24 protein-coding genes and 1 other annotated feature are annotated in these 21,297 nt (G+C 32.9%); of the genes, 16 read left to right on the forward strand and 8 right to left on the reverse strand.

The features are described 5' to 3' along the window. Positions 1-319: 319 nt before the first annotated feature. Complete coding sequence (locus ERL59_RS00880) at positions 320-4,573, forward strand: glycosyl hydrolase (RefSeq protein WP_160643557.1); 4,254 nt, start codon at positions 320-322, stop codon at positions 4,571-4,573. A gap of 140 nt (positions 4,574-4,713) precedes the next feature. Here ERL59_RS00880 and ERL59_RS00885 read toward each other — a convergent pair whose 3' ends face one another. Beyond that, complete coding sequence (locus tag ERL59_RS00885) at positions 4,714-5,058, reverse strand: hypothetical protein (protein ID WP_235929752.1); 345 nt, start codon at positions 5,056-5,058, stop codon at positions 4,714-4,716. A 92-nt stretch (positions 5,059-5,150) separates the two neighbouring features. On the opposite strand from ERL59_RS00885, the gene ERL59_RS00890 reads away from it, so the two are divergent. Beyond that, complete coding sequence (locus tag ERL59_RS00890; protein WP_160643559.1) at positions 5,151-6,068, forward strand: TIGR01777 family oxidoreductase; 918 nt, start codon at positions 5,151-5,153, stop codon at positions 6,066-6,068. A 77-nt stretch (positions 6,069-6,145) separates the two neighbouring features. After that, positions 6,146-6,655 carry a hypothetical protein gene (locus ERL59_RS00895; protein ID WP_160643561.1) on the forward strand — a complete coding sequence of 170 codons (510 nt, stop codon included), beginning with the start codon at positions 6,146-6,148 and terminating at the stop codon, positions 6,653-6,655. A 2-nt stretch (positions 6,656-6,657) separates the two neighbouring features. Here ERL59_RS00895 and ERL59_RS00900 read toward each other — a convergent pair whose 3' ends face one another. From ERL59_RS00900 to ERL59_RS00910, 3 genes are all read right to left on the reverse strand, one after another. Beyond that, a complete protein-coding gene (locus ERL59_RS00900; RefSeq protein ID WP_160643563.1) occupies positions 6,658-7,065 on the reverse strand; it encodes a type II toxin-antitoxin system death-on-curing family toxin in 408 nt (135 codons plus the stop codon). Between the two features lies 1 nt (position 7,066). Next, positions 7,067-7,312, reverse strand: a complete 246-nt coding sequence (locus ERL59_RS00905; RefSeq protein WP_160643565.1) for an AbrB/MazE/SpoVT family DNA-binding domain-containing protein — start codon at positions 7,310-7,312, stop codon at positions 7,067-7,069. A 91-nt stretch (positions 7,313-7,403) separates the two neighbouring features. After that, positions 7,404-8,360: a helix-turn-helix transcriptional regulator gene (locus ERL59_RS00910; protein WP_160643567.1), complete on the reverse strand. Its 957-nt coding sequence runs from the start codon at positions 8,358-8,360 to the stop codon at positions 7,404-7,406. A 168-nt stretch (positions 8,361-8,528) separates the two neighbouring features. Between ERL59_RS00910 and ERL59_RS00915 the strand changes: the two genes are divergently transcribed. Continuing rightward, on the forward strand, positions 8,529-9,026 hold the full coding sequence (locus ERL59_RS00915; protein ID WP_160643569.1) for a GyrI-like domain-containing protein: 498 nt from the start codon (positions 8,529-8,531) through the stop codon (positions 9,024-9,026). 44 nt (positions 9,027-9,070) lie between these two features. Here ERL59_RS00915 and ERL59_RS00920 read toward each other — a convergent pair whose 3' ends face one another. Then, a complete protein-coding gene (locus ERL59_RS00920) occupies positions 9,071-9,601 on the reverse strand; it encodes a hypothetical protein (RefSeq protein ID WP_160643571.1) in 531 nt (176 codons plus the stop codon). Positions 9,602-9,797: 196 nt separating this feature from the next. Between ERL59_RS00920 and ERL59_RS00925 the strand changes: the two genes are divergently transcribed. The 8 genes from ERL59_RS00925 (at position 9,798) to ERL59_RS00960 (ending at position 15,593) form a co-directional block, all read left to right on the forward strand. Further along, positions 9,798-10,781 carry a peptidylprolyl isomerase gene (locus ERL59_RS00925; protein WP_160643573.1) on the forward strand — a complete coding sequence of 328 codons (984 nt, stop codon included), beginning with the start codon at positions 9,798-9,800 and terminating at the stop codon, positions 10,779-10,781. Between the two features lie 152 nt (positions 10,782-10,933). After that, positions 10,934-11,221, forward strand: a complete 288-nt coding sequence (locus ERL59_RS00930; protein ID WP_160643575.1) for a Dabb family protein — start codon at positions 10,934-10,936, stop codon at positions 11,219-11,221. Positions 11,222-11,224: 3 nt separating this feature from the next. Continuing rightward, positions 11,225-12,742 (forward strand): MDR family MFS transporter, encoded by a 1,518-nt coding sequence (locus ERL59_RS00935; RefSeq protein WP_160643577.1) that lies wholly within the window; start codon positions 11,225-11,227, stop codon positions 12,740-12,742. Positions 12,743-12,908: 166 nt separating this feature from the next. Beyond that, entirely contained in the window at positions 12,909-13,340 is a 432-nt protein-coding gene (locus ERL59_RS00940; protein ID WP_160643579.1) for a DUF86 domain-containing protein, read from the forward strand. Between the two features lie 97 nt (positions 13,341-13,437). Beyond that, positions 13,438-14,067 carry a helix-turn-helix transcriptional regulator gene (locus ERL59_RS00945; RefSeq protein ID WP_160643581.1) on the forward strand — a complete coding sequence of 210 codons (630 nt, stop codon included), beginning with the start codon at positions 13,438-13,440 and terminating at the stop codon, positions 14,065-14,067. A gap of 176 nt (positions 14,068-14,243) precedes the next feature. Next, a complete protein-coding gene (locus ERL59_RS00950; RefSeq protein WP_160643583.1) occupies positions 14,244-14,657 on the forward strand; it encodes a hypothetical protein in 414 nt (137 codons plus the stop codon). A 51-nt stretch (positions 14,658-14,708) separates the two neighbouring features. Further along, positions 14,709-15,062, forward strand: coding sequence for a hypothetical protein (locus tag ERL59_RS00955; protein ID WP_160643585.1), 354 nt, complete (start codon positions 14,709-14,711; stop codon positions 15,060-15,062). A gap of 81 nt (positions 15,063-15,143) precedes the next feature. Next, positions 15,144-15,593, forward strand: a complete 450-nt coding sequence (locus ERL59_RS00960) for an Hsp20/alpha crystallin family protein (RefSeq protein WP_160643587.1) — start codon at positions 15,144-15,146, stop codon at positions 15,591-15,593. A gap of 129 nt (positions 15,594-15,722) precedes the next feature. Here ERL59_RS00960 and ERL59_RS00965 read toward each other — a convergent pair whose 3' ends face one another. The 3 genes from ERL59_RS00965 to ERL59_RS00970 all read right to left on the reverse strand — a co-directional run bounded on the left by ERL59_RS00965 (position 15,723) and on the right by ERL59_RS00970 (position 16,617). Beyond that, positions 15,723-15,833, reverse strand: coding sequence for a sporulation protein YjcZ (locus ERL59_RS00965; RefSeq protein ID WP_160643589.1), 111 nt, complete (start codon positions 15,831-15,833; stop codon positions 15,723-15,725). 415 nt (positions 15,834-16,248) lie between these two features. Further along, entirely contained in the window at positions 16,249-16,353 is a 105-nt protein-coding gene (locus ERL59_RS20915; protein WP_210767452.1) for a YjcZ family sporulation protein, read from the reverse strand. A gap of 144 nt (positions 16,354-16,497) precedes the next feature. Continuing rightward, on the reverse strand, positions 16,498-16,617 hold the full coding sequence (locus ERL59_RS00970; RefSeq protein WP_160643591.1) for a sporulation protein YjcZ: 120 nt from the start codon (positions 16,615-16,617) through the stop codon (positions 16,498-16,500). A gap of 178 nt (positions 16,618-16,795) precedes the next feature. Here ERL59_RS00970 and ERL59_RS00975 point away from each other — a divergent pair, with 178 nt between their 5' ends. The 4 genes from ERL59_RS00975 (at position 16,796) to ERL59_RS00990 (ending at position 21,205) form a co-directional block, all read left to right on the forward strand. Beyond that, positions 16,796-17,218 carry a Fur family transcriptional regulator gene (locus ERL59_RS00975; protein ID WP_160643593.1) on the forward strand — a complete coding sequence of 141 codons (423 nt, stop codon included), beginning with the start codon at positions 16,796-16,798 and terminating at the stop codon, positions 17,216-17,218. Between the two features lie 2 nt (positions 17,219-17,220). Next, positions 17,221-17,439, forward strand: a complete 219-nt coding sequence (yidD, locus tag ERL59_RS00980; RefSeq protein WP_407925663.1) for a membrane protein insertion efficiency factor YidD — start codon at positions 17,221-17,223, stop codon at positions 17,437-17,439. Positions 17,440-17,488: 49 nt separating this feature from the next. Further along, positions 17,489-17,737: a binding site (T-box leader), on the forward strand. Between the two features lie 117 nt (positions 17,738-17,854). Beyond that, positions 17,855-19,831, forward strand: coding sequence for a methionine--tRNA ligase (gene metG / locus ERL59_RS00985; RefSeq protein WP_160643597.1), 1,977 nt, complete (start codon positions 17,855-17,857; stop codon positions 19,829-19,831). Between the two features lie 219 nt (positions 19,832-20,050). Further along, on the forward strand, positions 20,051-21,205 hold the full coding sequence (locus tag ERL59_RS00990; RefSeq protein WP_160643599.1) for an MFS transporter: 1,155 nt from the start codon (positions 20,051-20,053) through the stop codon (positions 21,203-21,205). Positions 21,206-21,297 lie beyond the last annotated feature (92 nt).

The following is a 21,297-nucleotide window of genomic DNA, read 5'->3' on the forward strand; positions in this document are numbered from 1 at the left end:
TTTGAAACTAAGAATAATTTATTGTACGTTGCAGCACGCATGATTGCATGTTTCATGGCCTATTTCAAATGAATTAATTTAATAAAATAAATTAACTGAATATTCAGAAAATACTGGAAATTAACATGGGATATAGTATACACTAAGGAGAGTAATAGCAATAATAAAAAAATTCATGCCCTTTAAATCAATGAAATATAAATATCTATGTTTATAGTACTTTTCTTTCAAGTTATTTTATATAGAAAAGAGGTGAAACTTTCAACAGTGTTTTGAAAACGATTTCATGTTTGGTAATATGATAAAAAGGAGAGGTAAAATGAAAAGAACATTTTATGTTTTACTAGCTGTGTTAATGGTCTCTGCTAGTCTTTTAGCTCCGAATCATTTAACTTTTGCAGAAATATCTGAAGATGACGTAGCAGTAGGCGAGGGGGGATACTCAACGGTAACTAAAGGAGGCCAGCTTTATAATTGGGTATATGAAAATGAACGCAGAACACCGCAAGATATAGATTATACGACAAGCAATTTTGATAACAAGCCGCTATCTACAAATGATTGGATTAGCTCCGTTGTATGGCTGCAATACTCAGGTGCACTTTATGCACACCCATTAGCGTTTAAAGCTGTAAATTCAGGATTTCAAATCAGTAATCCACCAAAAACGTTGAATGTGTTATTAGATGATGAAAATGAAGTTGAAAGAGAAATCAGGCCAGGTCATGTCGATTTGGAAGTGCAAGCAACTACCTTTTCACCTGCAGCCGCTTTAGCAGACAAAATCACAGATTGGTCTGCAGATATTGTAATGCCTAGTGCAGATGGTTCTAAAAATATGAAAGTAACGATTGGACATGGTAGCCCATATGCTTATTTTACTTTTGATGGAGCGGATCCTAAAATAGTGTTTAAAAATGCTGCTATGATTTTAAGAAATGACGGATCACACATACAATTATCTATTAATAATAACGGACAAACGAATGTTTATGGCATTTACGGTCCTTCTGGAACAACTTGGACAAATAATGGTTCAGAACTTGTTGCTGATTTGCCAGCAGGTAAACCATTTATATCCATAGCTGGGTTGCCTGATAGTAGCGTTGATACGTACAATTTGTTTATGGATCATGCATTTGCTTTTGTTACGGATACCAGGGTGGAATGGAATTATGATGAAGCAAGCAGTACCGTAACTACTGACTATATTATATCGACAACACCAATGGAAGGTTCAAACACAGATACGATCACAGCGATTTATCCTCATCAATGGAGAAATAATCCGCTTATTCATGCCTCTCAATATTTACATTCATATAATACAATCAGAGGAAAAATGAAAACGCTTTCTGGACAAGGTTTTTCAACACAATATGTGTACAATGGAATTTTGCCATATATGCCTGAATTAACAGACCCAAATGATATTGCAAGATTAGAAGGATACGTACAGGAATATTATGATTACGGAAAAACGCTGGATCCTAACTTTGTACAGTATGGGGTAGATGGTGGATTTTCAGGATATGACACGTATTGGATGGGGAAAAACTTAGGTAGAATTTCAAATGTTCTTCCAATCACTACACAACTAGATGATACATTTAAACAGTCTGAACTTGTACAATCGATTAAAGCTACGTTGGAGTGGTGGTTTACTCCTACAAAGTATAATGAAACGGGTGCAAAAGTAAATGACAATTATTTTTATTACGATGACCACTGGAAAACATTGATCGGCTACGCTACAAGTTATGGTTCTGCAAGTGAAATGAACGATCATCATTTTCATTACGGTTATTGGATTTACGCAGCTGCACAAATAGCTCTATTAGAACCAGATTCTCCAGATGCTTGGTATCAAAATGATCAATGGGGAGGTATGGTGAATCAATTAGTTCAAGACATTGCAACAACGGATCGTCAGTCAAATGATTACTTATTCCTGAGAAATTTTGACCCGTATGCAGGTCATTCCTGGGCTAATGGGGTAGGTTATTCTCCGAATAGCGGGGGACATAGCTGGGAGCATGCAGGGAATAATCAGGAATCTTCATCTGAAGCGATGAACGCATGGGCAGCTTTAATTTTATGGGGAATTGCAACAGGAGATACTGAAATAAGAGATGTTGGAATTTATATGTATACAACGGAAAGAGAAGCTATTAATAACTATTGGTTTGATTTATATGGTGACGTGTTTGATCTAGAGTATACAAACGATGGTGATACGGCCGTCATGGTATGGGGAGGGAAATATAACCATATCACTTGGTGGACTGAAGAACCGATTGAAGCTCATGGAATTCAAATGTTACCTGTTACGGGAGCTTCATTATACTTGGGATTAGATCCAAATTATGTGAAAAATAACTATGATAGAGCTTATGCAGAATTTCCAAATTATTTAGAGAAAAAAGCACAGTATGGTTGGCCAGGGTTAGATAATATCAATACATGGCAAGATATTATGCTTTCTTACTATGCTTTATATGATCCAGCCGAAGCGCTGTTAAGATGGAAAGATACAAATGAAGAGCTTGATCCTGCTATAGGAATTGAATTCGGGGAATCAAGAGCACGCACATACCACTGGATGAGATCCTTAGATGTATACGGTTTACCAAATTTCGATATCACGGCAAATACTCCCCTTTATGGTGTGCTTACTAAAGATGGGTTGAACACCTATGTTGCTTATAATGCAAGTAGTGCAGCTAATACAGTCACTTTCTCAGATTGTTATGAATTATCGGTTCCAGCAAACTCCATGGCTCAACAAACAGCAGTAAGTCCAGGTGGGGATTGTTCAGGTAACCCTATAGATGAAGAACCGCCTAGTACTCCTACAAATTTAACTTCAGTAGGAAGTACAGAGACAACTGTTGAATTAAACTGGGGAGCTTCCACAGATAATAGAGGAGTAACAGGTTACGATGTATACCAAGTAGTTAATGGAAATACATCCGTATTTGTAGGAACAACCGAAACAACAAGTTATACAGTAACGAATTTAGAATCAAATACAACCTATACATTTGAAGTAAAGGCGAAGGATGCGGCAGGAAATGAATCAGCTGCTAGCAATAGAGTAACAGTAAATACTGATCTTCCAGATACTGAGTCACCGACGGCTCCAGGAAATTTAGTTGAAGGAAACATAACAGATACAACAGTAGATTTAAGCTGGGATGCATCCATAGATAATAGAGGTGTAGTAGATTACGATGTATATGAAGTGATTAATGGAAATACCTCTGTTATTGTAGGAACAACGGCAACTACAAGTTTTACTGTAACAAATTTAGAATCAGATACAACCTATACATTTGAAGTGAAAGCGAAGGATGCAGCAGGAAATGAATCTTCTGCTAGTAATAGATTAACAGTAACAACTGATGTACCAGATACAGAGCCACCGACGGCTCCAGGAAATTTAATTGCAGCAAACATAACAGATACAACAGTAGATTTAAGTTGGGGCGCTTCTACAGATAACAGAGGTGTGGCAGGATATGATGTATATCAAGTAGTTGGTAACTCAAGTGTTTATGTAGGAACAACATTATCTGAAAGTTATACAGTAACGAACTTATTAGATAATACTACGTATACATTCGCAGTCAAAGCAAAGGATGCAGCAGGAAATGAATCATCAACAAGTAATCAGGTAACAATTACAACATTAGAAGGGGATACTGTGATAACGGAGCCAAACTATACGATAGAAATTATTGATGGAGATTCAGCAGTTACTATGAAATTCACACCAACTGGAGCGGCATCTAACTTTGTAGATCTTCATTATAAAGTGAATAACGGAGGGCAGATTAATGTAGGTACAATGAATAATAACGGTACATGGGAATACGTGATATCTGGAGTGAGTGAAGGTGATGTGATTGATTTCTTTTATACTTATACACTTGGTACCCCTGCTTATGATTCCCCTGAATATAGTTATACTGTGGGCTCATCTCCAGGAGGTGGAAATCCACCAGATACAACAGTACCAAGCACACCTTCAAACCTAACGGCATCAGGAATTACACAAACTTCAGTGGATTTAAGTTGGAATGCCTCCTCAGATAATGTAGGGGTAATAGCTTACGATATTTATCAAGGTTCAACAAATGTTGGTTCATCAACGTCTACATCGTATACAGTGACAGGACTTTCACCAAATACAACCTATACATTTGATGTAAGAGCAAGGGATGCCGCTGGTAATGAATCACCTAGTAGCATGATTACAATCACTACACTAGAATCCTCTCCAGGAGGAGGCACTACAATTATTGAAGATGATTATACGATAGAAATTATAGATATAGGCTTAGCAGTGACCTTTAAATTCACACCAACTGGAGCAACCTCTAACTTTGTGGACTTACATTATAAAGTGAACAATGGTGGACAAATCAATGTACGTACAATGAACAACAATGGAACCTGGGAATATGAAATCTCAGGAGTAAATCAAGGGGATGTAATTGAATTTTTCTATACGTACACATTAGGCACCCCTGCTTATGATTCCCCTAAGTATGTTTATACTGTGCAATAAATTGAGCGTTTATAGTGACTTATCTTTTAGTGGGGGATTTTATCCCCTGCTAAAAGTCAAATGAACAGAATTAAAAAAAGAGTAAACAAAAAAACACCATAAAAACTGGTGTTTTATTTTGATAAGTTGATATGTTTTAATTAAATTAACAATAATACAATGACTAGTAAAAGGAATAGAGATAATACGAGGATACCTCCCCCTCCAAAAAAGAATCGATAATTTTGTTGTGGATAATATTGTTGTTGTGGGTAATATTGTTGTTGTGGATTGTATTGATGATTTGGGTTGGAGATTTGTAAATATAAATTATCTTGATCAACATTCACTATCGTACCCTCAAATATATGTCCATGTATAGTTTGAATTCTAACGGGTTTGTTCATATGCTGCACGGCAATGTTATATGCTTTTTTTTTGTAATTCTGCATAAACTCAACCTCTTGTCTAGAGGCTTGTAAAATGGCTTGTTCTTGTCGGTACATATTAAATCCTCCTCACCTCAATATACTTATATGTATTTGTTTAAGTGTGGTGATATGATGAAAATTTTATATAGATGAAGGGAAGTATTCAAATGAAAATTGCGTTAGCAGGTGGAACTGGATTTATAGGGAAACATCTAAGTCGTTATTTTTTAGCTCAGAACCATCAAGTTTATGTATTAACACGTAAACCTGATTCTTATGACACTAATCACAACAACCACAAATATATTGGCTGGTCAGTTGATTCCTCAAGTTTATTAAGAGATAAACTTGAGGGGATGGATGTATTTATCAACTTAGCAGGTGAATCTATTAATCATGGGCGATGGACTGAGCAACAAAAGGAGAGAATCATTCAAACTCGAATACAAGTTACAGATAATCTCATGAAGTTATTTGGTGAATTAAATGATAAACCCAAATTATTTATCAATGCTTCAGCTGTTGGATACTATGGTTCATCATTAAATAAAACCTTTACAGAAAAAGATCTTTCTACAAGCGATGATTTTCTAGCTAAAACAGTCCAAAAATGGGAAAAACATGCTTCAATAGCAAAGAATTTAGGAATACGTACTGTATATGCTCGTTTCGGTATTGTATTAGACAAACAAGAGGGTGCTTTACCTAAGATGGTTTTACCTTATAAATTTTTTGTTGGAGGAAAGGTTGGTACTGGGAAACAATGGTTATCATGGATCTATATAAAGGACGTAGTGAATTTAGTGAATTTTATACTACATAATGAAGAAATTGAGGGTGCAGTGAATTTTACTACTCCTTTTCCATTACAAATGAATGAATTTGGAAAAACGATTGGAGAAGTACTTGGTCGTCCACATTACCTTCCAGCTCCTAGTTTTGCATTAAAAATGATTTTAGGTGAGATGAGTACATTAGTTTTAGACGGCCAAAAAGTACTGCCTAATAAAGCTCAACAATTGGGATTTAAGTTTGAATTTCCTACATTAAGAGAAACCTTAACGGATATTTATCGTATTAAGTAAGAGTGAGGCCGACAATCTTATAGCGATATCCATGTGGTTAACATCGAATTATTTACTTCTTGAACTGGAGGGTTTTTATGAAAAATAATATTGTTTATTTCAAAGATAATTTCTTTTCATCTGGGTTGACTGATATTTATGCAGAAAACAAGGAGAAAGTGGGGGAGTTGGACTTAAAAAGCTCTTTTTCAACAAGCATTGAAGTGTGTGATGAAAAAGGATTTACAGTCATAAAAGGGGGATTTCGTTTTTTTAGTAATAAGTGGGTTATAAGTGATTCTATAGGACATGAATTAGGCATTGTAAGAGCTAAGATATCATTCTTTTCAAAAAAGTATGTTTATGAAACTAGAAGTAATGAATACCATATCTATTCTCCTAGTTTTTCAAGGCAATATGAGATCACTGACGAAGCACAAAAGTTAGTAGCTCAATTTAATAAAATGAATGGATTTTTTGAATCTTCAGCTTATAAATTAACAAATAATTCTACTAAATTATCTACACCTGAACTCGTTGCTATTGTGATGGGGGTAAATGCAATAACTAAGAGACATAATTCAAGTACAGCAAGCTCGACTACATAAATTTATGATTCTAAACGATGTTTTGAATGACTTTTAATAATTGAAGAAAGTTTGTTTAGTTTATATTTATGATTTACTATATTGACTGTAAAATCCGCAGCTTCTTTAGGATTCATCAAAAAATCATAACCATTGTAATCAAGAAACAAGACTAAACATGCGAATGCTGTTCTTTTATTTGCATTTTGAAAGGCATGATTTTTTGATAAGCTCACAAATAAGGCAGCTGCTTTATCAAATATGGAAGGATATGCATCTTTTCCAAAAAGAGTATGTTGAGGTCTGAATATCGCTGATTCCAGTAAAGTATGATCTTTAATACCAACTTGTTCTTGTGGACTATATTGATTGATTAACAGTTCATTTACTGCAATAACTTCTGGTATGGATAGGAATTGAATATTGCACATTTTAACGGTCCTTCAATTCTATAAATGTTTCATCATATCGATCTACTATTTTCTGCATGGATTTAAGAAACTTTGGATTAAATCCCCTTGGTAAATCCACTTTATTTGTTTTTTTAATTATAATGGTTTCCTCCTTTTCATCTACTTCTACAGACACGTTATCACCTAAATTAGCATTAATTTTTTTTAAAGCATCTGTCATTGTAACACCAAGACTATTCCCTATTTTTGTTACTTTACGATCCATTTTTTTCTCTCCTCACAGATTGTTATTACCGTTATAACAATATTAACTTATTATGAAAAAAATGTAAATAAAGAATATTTGGAAATAAGTATTAATTTATAATATACATTTTCCTCAAGTCTTCTAGTTTTTCTTTAATGTTTTCCACCATCTTTTGAGGTTGAAGAACATGAGCATGTCTGCCCATACTGAAAAAATAATCTGCAAAGTACACTATGTCATTTTTATCCATGTCCATGTTTAATTCTCCGCCTCCATCATTAAATTTTTGAAGATGTTTATCTAAATAAGTGTCCATTTGGCATCTTCGAAACCCTTCTTTTGTAAACCGAACTTTCAAATGAACTAGTGAAGTTGAATCTTTATTGTTATCGTGATGATACCATTTAATAACATCAAAACTACTTAAGTCTACACTATTTTGCTCCTCTGTTTCTTCTAATGTTAATATACGATCGGCTCTAAACAAACGAACCTCTAATCTTTTAAAGCAGTATGCAGGACAATACCAAAAGCCGTTTTGAGAATACACTCCAATGGGCTGGATTTTACGACTACTAGTTTCATTTAAAGAATCATATGTAATTGTGATTACTTTTTGTTGGGTGGCTGCTTCTAATAATGACTGCAAATAAGGGGTTGATTGCTGTCTTGTAGGTGTCCAAAAAACCATTCTATTTTTCATACTATCAATTCTTGTTTTTATATCTTTAGCTAGATGATGATAAAACTTATTTAAAGCAGAAACGGAATCAGACTCAAACGGTAGATCTTTATAAAATTGTAATGATTGATAGGCAAAAAACATCGCAATTGCTTCTTTTTCAGTAAAAGTAATTGGAGGAAGCATTCGTTCCTTAAGTATTGTATATCCTCCAGCAGCTCCCACCTCTGAATACAAAGGCACACCGAGTTCCTGTAGATCCAACAAATCTCTTTGAATGGTTCTTAAAGAAACATTAAATTCCTCAGCTAACTGCTTTGCTGTAAATTGACGTTTATCATTGATATACATAATCAGTTCAACTAATCGTTTAGATTTATTCATTGTAATCTCCTATCCCCATAATCTTTACGTTTATATACAATACAATCATTTAAAAATATGAATCAATTTTCATTATAAACAATTTTTCATAAAACTACGACATGATTTGTCATAATTCAATGGTAAATTTAGTTTGTAAGATAAAACAATGATTTAGGAGGAGTTATAATGAAAAATCAAACCCCTACGCTAGAACCTACTTTTGTTAAAAAGGATGAATTTAAAATTGCAGGATTGCAGTGTCGTTCACAGATGAAGGAAAATGAAGATCAAAAAGAAATTGGTCAATTGTGGGAACAATTTATGGGATCTATGCCAAACATAAAAAATAAAACAAAAGCAAATACCACTTATGGTCTATGCTTTGATTTTGATCCACAGACTAATGAATACTCTTATGTAAGTGGAGTTGAGATTGATGATTCAAATATTTCACTGCCAGACAAAGTTGTTGTAAAAACAATCCCTGCAAGTCGTTATGCTGTATTTACGTATAAAGGAGATATGAACGGAGTGGGAGATGCTTTTAAGTATATATACGAAACATGGCTGCCTCAATCTGGGGAAAAACCTCTTGATGATTATTCTTTTGAACTTTATGATGAAAGATTTTTAGGGCCAAACGATAAAAATTCTGAAACGGATATCTACATTCCTCTTAAATAAATAAACATAGTGGGAGCTAATGGGTTAGTTCCCACAAAATTCATTCATTTCTTAAAAAACTTCTTCTTACAGCAAAAATGTGTTTTTTTAAAAATGGTTGTACTGACTTGCAGATCTACTCTATAATCCTCGCTAATGCCAGGTTTCTCAATAAATCCTCGAACTTGAGTTTCAATGTTCACTTCTCTACAAGGTGGACTAGGGTCGTCTGCTTGCATGGTTACAGTAACAATCGGTAAAAAAGAAAGGATTTCATTTTCTGCTATAGCTTCATCAAAAAGAATGGAAGCTGCTTTTCCATCAGGAGATATATTAATAGCTGATCCCCCTGGTACTTCTGGACCTTGGACTAAATTTAAAATAATCGTATTTGTATCCGTAACTAACTGAAAATCTATGCTGTCAACTGTTACAATTGCATCCCCATTCGGATCTAGTGCATTTAATATAGCATTCACATTTAAGTTAAAGATTTGATCAGGGCAAACGATCGCAGGTACAATCGTTTCAAAGGAACCTGAATTAGCTGGGATTGTTTGCACATCTATATTTTGTCTCTTACAATGATTAACCAAATTTTTCATCTCCCTTCTTTCATTTATTTTATTGTATGTCCTGAGAGATCATATTGTTTACAACATGAACAAAAATGGTCATTTATACATTTAAATACCATTTTATTTATTTTATTTTAATGTGAATTTTGTCTTTATCTGATATAGTTACTTGTGTAAGACAATATGTGATATAAAAACAGGGGGAAATCAATAGATGAATGAAATTAAAAATAAAAGTTCAAATTTATGGATCATCATGTCGTTTATTATAGCGGGATTAATAGCTTTATCCATCGTAACTGCATTGAATTCAAACACAACTGTTGCTAATGATGGACAAAGCTCTGAAAGCAATGAACAAGCAGCATCAGAATCCGATGTAGTGGCGATAGTTAATGATGAGCAAATCGATAAAAACAAGCTTTTTGATTTAATGGTTCAACAATTAGGGAAAGAAACATCTGGGGCTTTGGTTCAACAACTCATTGACCAAACTTTAGTTTCTCAAGAGTTAGCAAAAAAAGGATTAGTTGTGACAGACGAAGAATTAGCAAATGGTATATCTAAAGAAATTGAAAATTTTAAAGCTTCATTTGGTTCTGAAGAAGAAGTGGAAGCTTATTTACTTCAATATGGAATGTCTATGGAAGACTATGAAAAAATTGTAGAAGATATGGTTCCATTCCAACTTGAGATTGAAAAATTATTTGAATCAGAAATTGATGTAACAGATGAAGAAATTACAAAATATTATGAAGAAAATTTATCTTTTTATACAGAAAATGAGCAAGTGAAAGCCTCTCATATATTAGTGGAAACCAAAGAAGAAGCTGAAGCTATCATGCAACAAATTAATGATGGTGTAGATTTTGCAGAGCTAGCTAAAGAGCATTCAATCGATCCAGGAAGTGGTGCTAATGGAGGAGATTTAGGCTTCTTTGGACGTGATATGATGGTACCTGAATTTGAGGAAGCCGCTTTTAATTTATCCGTTGGTGAAATGAGTGAAATCGTACAAAGTGAATTTGGGTTCCATATCATTAAAGTAACTGATAAAAAAGAAGCAAAAACACCTACTCTTGAGGAAAAACAAGAAGAAATCAAAGAAGAGTTAATCAAAGTAAAAACTAGTGAACAATACCAATTATGGATTGAAGAAGTTAAAACAGAATCAGAAATTGAAGTTTTATTTAACTAAACAAAATATAATAAAAGTACCATTCACTTTTTATAAGAAGATGAATGGTACTTTTATTTTTGTTATAATATAAGAATTATAACTTTGAGAGGCTCCGATAGGAGCTTTTGTTGTTAAATACTATCATATGATCAAAATAAGGAGCTTTATTCATGATAAAACATATTGTATTTTTCAAACTAAAAGACGGGAGTCAAGAAAATATCACTAAAACGAAGGATGTACTATTAAGTATGAAAGGGAAAATACCAGTTGTACGCCACATAGAGGTTGGTATAGATGTTCTTCGCTCGGAACGTTCCTATGATCTATCCTTGATTATTGAAGTAGATTCACTTGAGGATCTTGATCAATATCAAATACATCCGGTTCATAAGGAGATCATTTCTTACATAGGGTCAGTAAAAGAATCTGTTGTTGTTGTAGATTATGAATTCTAATTTATGATAACAGAATTAAGTCAGAAACAATCTCTAAGACCCCTTATTCTCGTCTCCATTATGCTTGCTATGTTTATGTCAGCGATCGAAGCGACCATTGTTACTACAGCTTTACCAAGTATAGCAGCTGAGTTGGGTGGTTTTTCATTATATAGTTGGGTATTTGCAGTTTATTTATTTATGCAGGCTGTGACTGTTCCTATCTATGGTAAACTCGCTGATTTATATGGAAGAAAGCCTGTTTTTACATTTGGTGTCATTTGTTTTTTAATTGGCTCTATTTTATGTGGATTCGCTCCCAATATGTTGTTATTAATTGTTTTTCGATTTATACAAGGTTTGGGTGCCGGTGCTGTACAACCTATTGCTATAACGATTATTGGCGACATATATTCTATGGAAGAACGAGGGAAAATCCAAGGTTATTTGGCTAGTGTTTGGGGATTTTCAGCCATCATTGGACCTACTCTGGGTGGTTTTTTGGTAGAGTATATTAATTGGTCTTGGGTGTTTTGGATTAATATTCCTATTGGTATTATAGCCTTGTGTGGCATTTTAGTTTTTCTTAAAGAGGATTTTGAGAAGAAAAAACATAAAATTGATTATATCGGTACGATTCTTTTAGTTGTGTTTATTAGTGCATTAATGATCCTATTATTACGAGGTGGGGTTACCTGGCCTTGGCTATCTGGACCAGTATTTTTAATTGTGTTTTTGACTGCTTTTGCTTTTGTTTTGTTTATGCTTCAGGAAAAAACTACAGAAGAACCGATTATGCCAATGTGGATATGGAAGTATAGATTAATATTAGTTGCCAACGTGGTTTCTTTAATAACGGGTATTCTTTTAATGGGCATATCTAACTTTTTACCTACCTTTGTCCAAGGTGTTATGGAGAGGTCACCTAAAGAAGCTGGTTTTGTATTGGCTTTGATGTCCATTGGATGGCCGATAGCTTCAACCATTGCAAGTAAAACGATGATAAAATTTGGGTTTCAAAATGTTGCTAGGTTTGGAACTGTTTTTTTAATTTTAGGATCTAGTTTATTCTTGTTTATAAATCAACAAAATGGAGTCATATTTGGAGGTATTGGTGCTTTTCTAATTGGGATTGGAATGGGATTGACAAGTACAATATTCACAGTTTCGATTCAAAGTAGTGTGGAATGGAACAACAGAGGAGTAGTGACAGCCTCTAATATGTTTATGAGAATGATGGGTACCACAATCGGTGCTTCATTATTTGGTGGGATTATTAATACAAGGATGATTCAATATTTAGAAAAGGTTCAATTGTCAGAAGAAATAGACCTTAACCTTGATTTAACTAATCATATTTTAGATCCAGAAAAACGTAAAGAATTATCTAGTGGAGTGGTACAAGCATTGCAGGATGGCTTAACTTTTTCATTGCATACCGTTTATACTATTGTTTTTGTACTTGCGATTATCAGTTTTATACTCGTCAATTACATGCCTAAAGCACCCCAATACAATTCCACAAAAGTGACTAATAGATGAATCAAAGTTAGATATGGAAAAGGGATGATGAAGTTGGAATTAAAAGATGTCATGGAAGCACTAACTATTTTGTTAGTTATAGTTTTTACCTTTATATTTATCATTGGATGGGCAAAAATTAAAAGTAAGAAACGTAATAAAAAATAAGGAAGGGAGGATAGATTTTATGTATTATGTCAATCAAAATCAAATTGATAAAAGACTTGAATTTATCAATTGGCTTGTAGAAACTATACCGCAAACTTTAGACAATGAATCAGTGTCTGATAAAGCAATTCTATTCTTAGCACAAGAAAGAATTTTACATTTGGCATTAGAATCAGTTACGGACGTTGGAAGTTATATCATTGACGGGTTTTTGATGAGAGATGCAAGCAGTTATGAGGATATTATTGAGATATTGCATGGTGAAAAAGTATTTCCATCTCATCTATTAGAGACGTTATTAAATTTAGTGAAAATGAGGAAAAAAATAGTTCAGGAATACTTTCATTTAGATCGAAATGAGGTTTATCCTATATTACTTGAGCTACCGACAACTCTTTCAGAATTTTCACATAGTATATCAATTTATTTAAAACATGAACTCAATTCATAATAAAAACAGCTTTCTAAACTTTTGATACATAGTTGTTTAATAATTTACTTATTCTATTAAATACGTTAAAATGAGGGTAAGTAAAGGGTGATGTAGAATGAACCAAGAAGCTTCCACTCGTAACATGATACTTAATATGCTAAAACTTAAAAGTTCTTTAAGTGTCAGTGAAATGGCTAAGCAACTAAACATTACAGAAATGGCTGTCCGAAGACATTTAAATACTTTAGATCGTGATGAATTGATTACTTCAGATTTAATTAGGAAGTCAATGGGCAGACCTACACACGTTTATTCTCTAACCAAAAAAGCAGATGATTTATTCCCTAAAAACTATCATAAATTTACTTTAGACATTTTAGATGAGCTAGTAAGTGAATTTGGAAATGATGCAGTGGAAAAGCTTTTTGAAGGAAGAGAGAATAAACTCTTTTTAAAATATGATGATAGAATGTACGGTAAAGATCTAGAAAAGAAGGTTGAAGAATTAGTTGAGATTCAAAAAGAAACAGGTTACATGGCAGAGTTTGACATTAATGATGAAGGAAATTATATCTTAATGGAGTATAATTGTCCTATAGCCCAAGTGGCAAATCAATATCAACAAGCTTGCGAATGTGAGTTATCGTTATTTAAAAAATTATTAGAAACAGATGTAGAGCGTACCGAATGTATTGCAAAAGGTGGAAATAAATGCACTTATATTGTTCAAAATAATGAAAATTGAAACAAATATTTCATCGAGATTAAAAAAAATCATGGTTTAACTAAGTGAAGTGTTCAAATATGAATACTTCACTTTTTTTGTGTCAAAACAGAGTTTACTTTCTTATAATATAGAGTATGAAATGGGCAATCGTCTAAATCATGAGTTAACTCTAATTTCTAATTGAGGTGAAATTAATGATCATCAATATATGTTTGATTGTTATTGCATTGACATTAAGTATATTGGTTTTGATTATAACTATTGCTTTTTTCAATGTTAATCGTTTTGTAAAACAATTAAATCTTACTATTTTGAATATGAATAATCAGTTTGAACAAACAAAGTCTGATGCACTTGACTTGATTCACAACACTAAACGAATTACATCCGAGATAAAAACAAGTATCAATTCCTCTAAATCATTTGATAATAATTCAAATCAACTATTAGATTCTTTTAACCATATTGCATCATCATTACGGCAAATATCAGACTCTTTCACAAGTAATATTGAAAATACAATGACCAGTACTAAAGTGAAAAGAGAAACACAAGCAGTGAATTGGATCTACAATACTTTAGACATATGGAAAAAATGGAAAGCATAAATTCTTTTCAAAAATGTATTTTACCATTGTAATTTAAAGGAGAGGGATTATATGTCAGACAAAAACATTAATAGCAAGGATTTTTTATTAGGTATAGTTATAGGAGGTGTTTTAGGAGCTGTTGGCTTTAAATTTTTGGGAGGAGCCGATAAAGAAACAAATAACAATAATAATCATTCTTCAAATACAACATCAAGCAGTGAGTCACCTTCAGATGGAGTTGCTAACAATGTGACTGTAAAAGCAAGAGCAGTATCAAGTAATTTTAATGATGTAAGCTCAGTATTCCCAGTTAGTGACCAATCACAATTAAATACAAACACAACAGATTTTATGGAGAAAATTGAGGTATCAGATGATTCACAGACTAAAGATAGTGATAAAAACAATGTTAAAAAAGATTAATTAGAAATAGACATGTGCCTACACCTTATAGACCTAAGATTCGTATTGTATAAGTAAAGGTTAGGGAAAGGAGGGTGTAACATGTCCTGGTTTTCGCGTGATAATATGAAAAATCTTGATCATCTACAACAATCTTTTCATAAGGCATTAAAAGTAAGTGAAGACATGGTTGGGAAAATTAATCAATTATTTTTAGATGGACCTAAAACAGAAGTGTTTGATAAAGGAAATAAAGTGATCATCATTTTAGAAATGCCGGGTATTCAAAAACAAAAGAAAATTGATTTTTCAGTTCGATCTACAGGAAAAAATATGTATTTGAAAGGTTTTTTAAATCAGCAAGTTAAAGTAAGCAATTATGGACAATTTTATAGTGAGAGAAGAAATGAAGATTTCACAAGATATATTCCACTACCTTCTGCTGTTAAAAGAAGGCCTGTATCCATAAAATATAAAGATGGATTATTAAAAATGGTTTTCCAAAAAAAGAAAGATGCTTCTGAAAATAAGTGGTATGATTTCCACATTTAAATACGATTAAAAACAAATGTATGCTCAGTTTATCTAAAAAGATTAAAAAATGAAGTCCCGCATAATACGGGACAAATGAAATTGTTCTAACTCTTCTTGAAAAGGCTCCGTTAGGAGCTTTTATTTTATTTAAACGTATACCGCAGCTAGTAAAATAATAACTAATAGGATAAAAAGAACTAATACTATTGCAGCACCAGATGCAACACCATAACCTTTTCTACCACCATAAGCGCTCATATCTTTTCCCTCCTTTTTTATTGGGATAATATAATGTATTCAAAATTAATGAACTTTGGCATAGTTATCTATCCCTATTGTAAAAAAATAGACATTTATCCCGACTTTAAGTGCTTGTGAAGGGTTAACAATTAAATAAAAAACTTCTCGAAAAATAGCCCCTCCTAGTAGTGTGATACTAGACTAGACATAGCGTATAAAAAAATATAAATGAATTATGAGTTTGTATAAATGAAGAGAAGTAGATAAAAGGGTTATAATGAAACATTCATATATACCTAATGAATATCATCACTAAATAATGTAATTTCTTTAAATGTGTGCTTGTCATATATGACGTAATGAAGAGCGATTTCTAGTACTTTAGTGGAGAAGAAATTTTCCCACTAAAGTACTATTTAATAATTAGATTTCATTATACTGCGAAAGCAGCTGCTAAAATAATAACTAAAAGAATGAATAAAACTAATACTATACCAGCAGATCTGGCTATTCCGTATCCACCACCGCATGCGCTCATTTATGTCACCTCCTTTTAAACAAAGTTAAATCAAGTTCATAAAATTAGGAGATATTTTAAAAAGTATTACTTAGATGAGTCTGGTAATCTTCTAGAAAATTTACCTTACTGTAAATTAACTATCCGTTTATCTGAATTATTTGATTAGACATAGATACCAGCTGCTAAAATAATAACTAATAGAATAAATAGAACTAATACTATAACTGCGGTTCTTGCTAAACCGCTTCCGTATCCATAACCACCACACCCATATGCGCTCATTTGCCACACCTCCTTCTTTAAAGGATAATATACAATATGAATAAATCGCTTGACCTGTATAGACGAATACCCTAATTTAAAAAAATGGACGTTTGTCACTAGATCAACATTGAATCCAAGCTTTTATTTCTGTATGATGTTCTTATAGATGCTTATAGAGATACTATGGAGGATCATGATGTTAACTATAGATCAAGTATTAAAAATGTTGTCAGAACAAGGTTTTAGAATTACAGAACAACGTAAATCATTAATTGAACTTTTTGTTGAAAATGGAAGTTATTTAACAGCACAAGGTGTTTATAAATATATGTCTAATCAATATTCAGGGTTAAGTTTTGATACTGTTTATCGTAATTTACGACTCATGAAAGAAGTTGGTGTGATTGAACAGTTTGTATTTGAAGATGGGATTAAATTTAAAATACGTTGTGAAGATGAATCTCACCATCATCATTTAATATGTCTTGAGTGTGAGAAAACTTATTCTATACACTATTGTCCAGTACAATATGTACCGGAGTTGCCTGATCAGTTTCAAATTGTCAATCATAAGTTTGAATTGTATGGATTTTGTAAAGATTGCCAAAAGGAGGTATGATGATGTTGAAAAAGCTCTGGACGGCACCTATTCATTTTTATAGGAAATTTATTTCACCAATAAAACCTCCGACGTGTCGATTTTATCCTTCATGCTCACAATATGCATTAGAAGCTGTTGAAAAACATGGAGTAGTAAAGGGAACAGGACTAAGTGTAAAGAGAATTAGTAAATGCCATCCCTTTCATCCTGGTGGTGTTGATCATGTACCTGAAAAATAACGGACTTGACATTTATACGAATCATTATGTATATTTTAATAAATTAAAATCATTTCCTATGAATGGATAAGTACAGCTTATGCACAATTACAGAGAGCCGGAGATGCTGAAAACCGGTATTGATGCAATGTTGGAAAATGGTCCTGGAGGATTTGTCGTTGAGTGGTTTTATTTATGAAACGATGAGGCGATAACGGATTCCTACGTTAAAAGGTAGTCATTGACTTACTGAGCCTTTTGCTTGCAAAAGTAGAGGGGAAGTTGGGTGGTAACACGTGAGAGAGCTCTCGTCCCAAAAGGATTAGGGTTTTTTTGTTGTAATTAAATTTATCTTTAATTAGTATTACAGGAGGCACATTAATCTAAACAATAAAATTAAATCGATTCATTTTTAATATTTGAGGAGGAAATCAAAATGAGTGAACAAAAAAAGAGTTTCTACATCACAACACCGATCTATTATCCAAGTGATAAGTTACATATAGGGCATGCATATACGACAGTTGCTGGAGATGCAATGGCTCGTTATAAACGCTTGCGTGGATATGATGTTATGTATTTAACGGGTACGGATGAACACGGTCAAAAAATAGAAAAAAAAGCGAAGGAAAAAGGGGTTACACCGATTCAATTTACAGATGAAATCGTATCAGGAATTAGAGAACTTTGGAAAAAACTAGATATTTCCAATGACGATTTTATTCGTACAACCGAAGAGCGTCATAAAACAATAGTCCAGAAAATATTTGCTAAGTTTGTGGAACAAGATGATATTTATTTAGATCAATATGAAGGTTGGTATTGTACACCTTGTGAATCTTTCTTCCTTGAACGTCAATTAGTGGATGGAAAATGTCCAGACTGCGGTAGAGAAGTAGAGAAAATAAAGGAAGAAAGCTACTTTTTCAGAATGAGTAAGTATGCGGATCAACTGTTGAAATTTTATGAGGATAATCCAGAATTTATACAACCTGAATCAAGGAAAAACGAAATGATCAACAATTTTATTAAACCTGGACTTGAGGACTTAGCTGTTTCGCGTACGACCTTTGACTGGGGGATCAAAGTACCTAATAATCCAAAACATGTTGTTTATGTTTGGATTGACGCTCTTAGCAATTATATCACAGCGTTAGGTTATGGTTCTGAAAATCCAGAAAAGTATGAGAAGTTTTGGCCAGCAGATGTGCATTTAGTAGGTAAAGAGATTGTGCGTTTCCACACCATCTATTGGCCGATTATGTTGATGGCTTTGGATTTACCTTTACCGAAAAAGGTATTTGCACACGGTTGGTTATTGATGAAAGATGGAAAAATGTCAAAATCTAAAGGTAATGTAGTAGATCCAGTAACATTGATTGATCGTTATGGTTTAGATGCGTTACGTTATTATTTATTGAGAGAGGTGCCATTTGGATCAGATGGAACTTTTACACCTGAGAATTTTGTAGATCGAATTAATTTTGATTTGGCAAATGATTTGGGTAATTTATTAAATCGTACCATTGTTATGATAGATAAGTATTTTGTAGGAGTAATCCCAACCTATAAAGGTTATGTTACTGATTTTGATGAGCAGTTGGAAAACATTGTGAAAGAATCTGTTGAAGAAGTTGAGCAAGCCATGGAGAAGATGGAATTTTCAGTTGCTTTAGCGGCGATTTGGAAGATGATCAGTTTCACAAATAAATATATTGATTTAACTCAGCCTTGGTTGATTGCCAAGAATGAGGAGAAAAGAGAAGAACTTGCTTCTGTGATGGTACATTTAACAGAATCATTAAGAATTGTTGCTATCTTACTTCAACCATTTATGACACAATCTCCAAAATTAATTTTAAACCAGTTAGGAATTCAAAGCAAAGAATTAACAAGATGGGATAGTATTTATACATTTGGTCAAATACCACCGGGAACTATTGTTCAAAAAAATCATCCTATCTTTCCAAGACTAGAAGTTGAAAAGGAAGTAGAATACATCGCAAGTTCAATGAGCGGTGGAACTAAACCTACTCAGCCAGTGAAAGAAAATAAAAAAGAAGAAAAGAAAGAAAAAAGTGGAGAAGCAAAAGAAATTTCTATAGATGACTTTGCAAAGGTTGAACTTAGAGTGGCGCAAGTACTTGCTTGTGAACCTGTTAAAAAGGCAGATAAATTGTTAAAACTTCAATTAGATTTAGGTTATGAACAGCGTCAGGTTGTTTCTGGAATAGCAAAACATTACACATGTGATGAACTAGTAGGGAAAAAAGTGATCTGTGTAACTAATTTAAAACCAGTTAAACTTAGAGGGGAACTTTCACAAGGAATGATATTAGCTGCTTCAGAAGATGATCAATTAACATTAGCTACAATAGCTGAAGGTATGCCAAATGGAGCATTAGTTAAGTAAAATTTCATAAAAATAAAAACAATGTTTTTATTTTTACACTAAGGGTTGATTTTAATATCACTATGATACTAAAATCTATGTATGCACCCAAGCTATTTTAATGGCTTGGGTGTTTTGTATAAAATATGCTAAAAAGTCAAAGAAATAAACACTAAAATCCAATTTCATTCGTGTTATAATGATATGAATTTCATAAAATATAGGTTGAGAAGGGTGATTATGAATACTACTAAAGATATAAATAAATTAAAATCATTTACTTTTTTATTTTATATGGGAATGGGAATTATTGTTCCTTTCCTTCCTTTATATTTTGAAGAAGTGGGATATTCTAAAATTCAAATTGGAACACTACTGGGTATTGGTCCAATGGCAGGAATCGTGTCCAATATTTTATGGGGAGTCATTAGTGATTCATTCCAAACTGTTAAGAAAGTACTGACTATTCTTTTGTTTGGACAAATGGTGATGTTATTTTGGTTATGGCAGGTTGATCAATTCACGATTACTGTCATTGTCATTTTATTTTTCTTTTTCTTTCAAAATCCAGTTATCGCTTTAACGGACAGCCTTATACTCATCACCATACAAAAAACTAAATTCAGTTACGCAGGAATTAGAGTATGGGGTTCTTTAGGTTTTTCTTTTTCAGCACTGGTCATGGGATGGATATTGTCTAGAACTGGAATGGATAAAACGATATTTTTATTAATCATGACAACAATAGTTGCTTTTGTTCTTTCCTTTGGATTAAAGGATCGTAAAGGTTCTGTTAAAAAGATGAGATTTTCAGGAATTTTTAATATGCTTCAATCCAAAGACTTACTATGGTTCTTATTATTAGTTTTTATAATTTCTTTATCACATCGCACAAATGATCATTTTATATCTCTTTACTTAATAGAGCTGGGTACAGACGAAAAGTGGATCGGCTGGTCACCTACAGTTGCAGCTTTAAGTGAAATTCCTGTATTTTTATTTTTAAGCAAATATGGGCATCGATTTAAAGAGTTGCCATTGCTTGCGATAGCAGGATTTTCTTATGCGTTAAGATATATCCTAACTGCTTCCTTAGACAACCCTTATTTGATTATTGCTGTTCAAGCTCTCCATAGTATTTCTTTTGGTATATTTTTAATTACTGCTTTGCGTTATTTAACGGGATTAATACCAGAGGAATATCGTTCAACTGGTTTAGCCGTATTTACTGTGATTTGGGCAGGAATTGCAGGAATGAGCAGTGGTATGGTTGGAGGATGGATCTATAATCAGTATGGTGGAGAAATTCTTTATTATGTAGCCTCTCTTTTAGGTTTCATTTCAGGCATTGGATTTTTAAGCACCCATTTGTACAAATTAAGAATAAAAGCTTAAATAAAAACATTGACATATAAAAAGCCCACCATGTATAATTCAGAAAGTAAATAGTAATTATTACGATTAACAATTTAGTTTATGGGAGGGAT

It is taken from the genome of Chengkuizengella marina, from assembly GCF_009910845.1.
Taxonomy (GTDB): Bacteria; Bacillota; Bacilli; order Paenibacillales; family KCTC-33759; genus Chengkuizengella; species Chengkuizengella marina.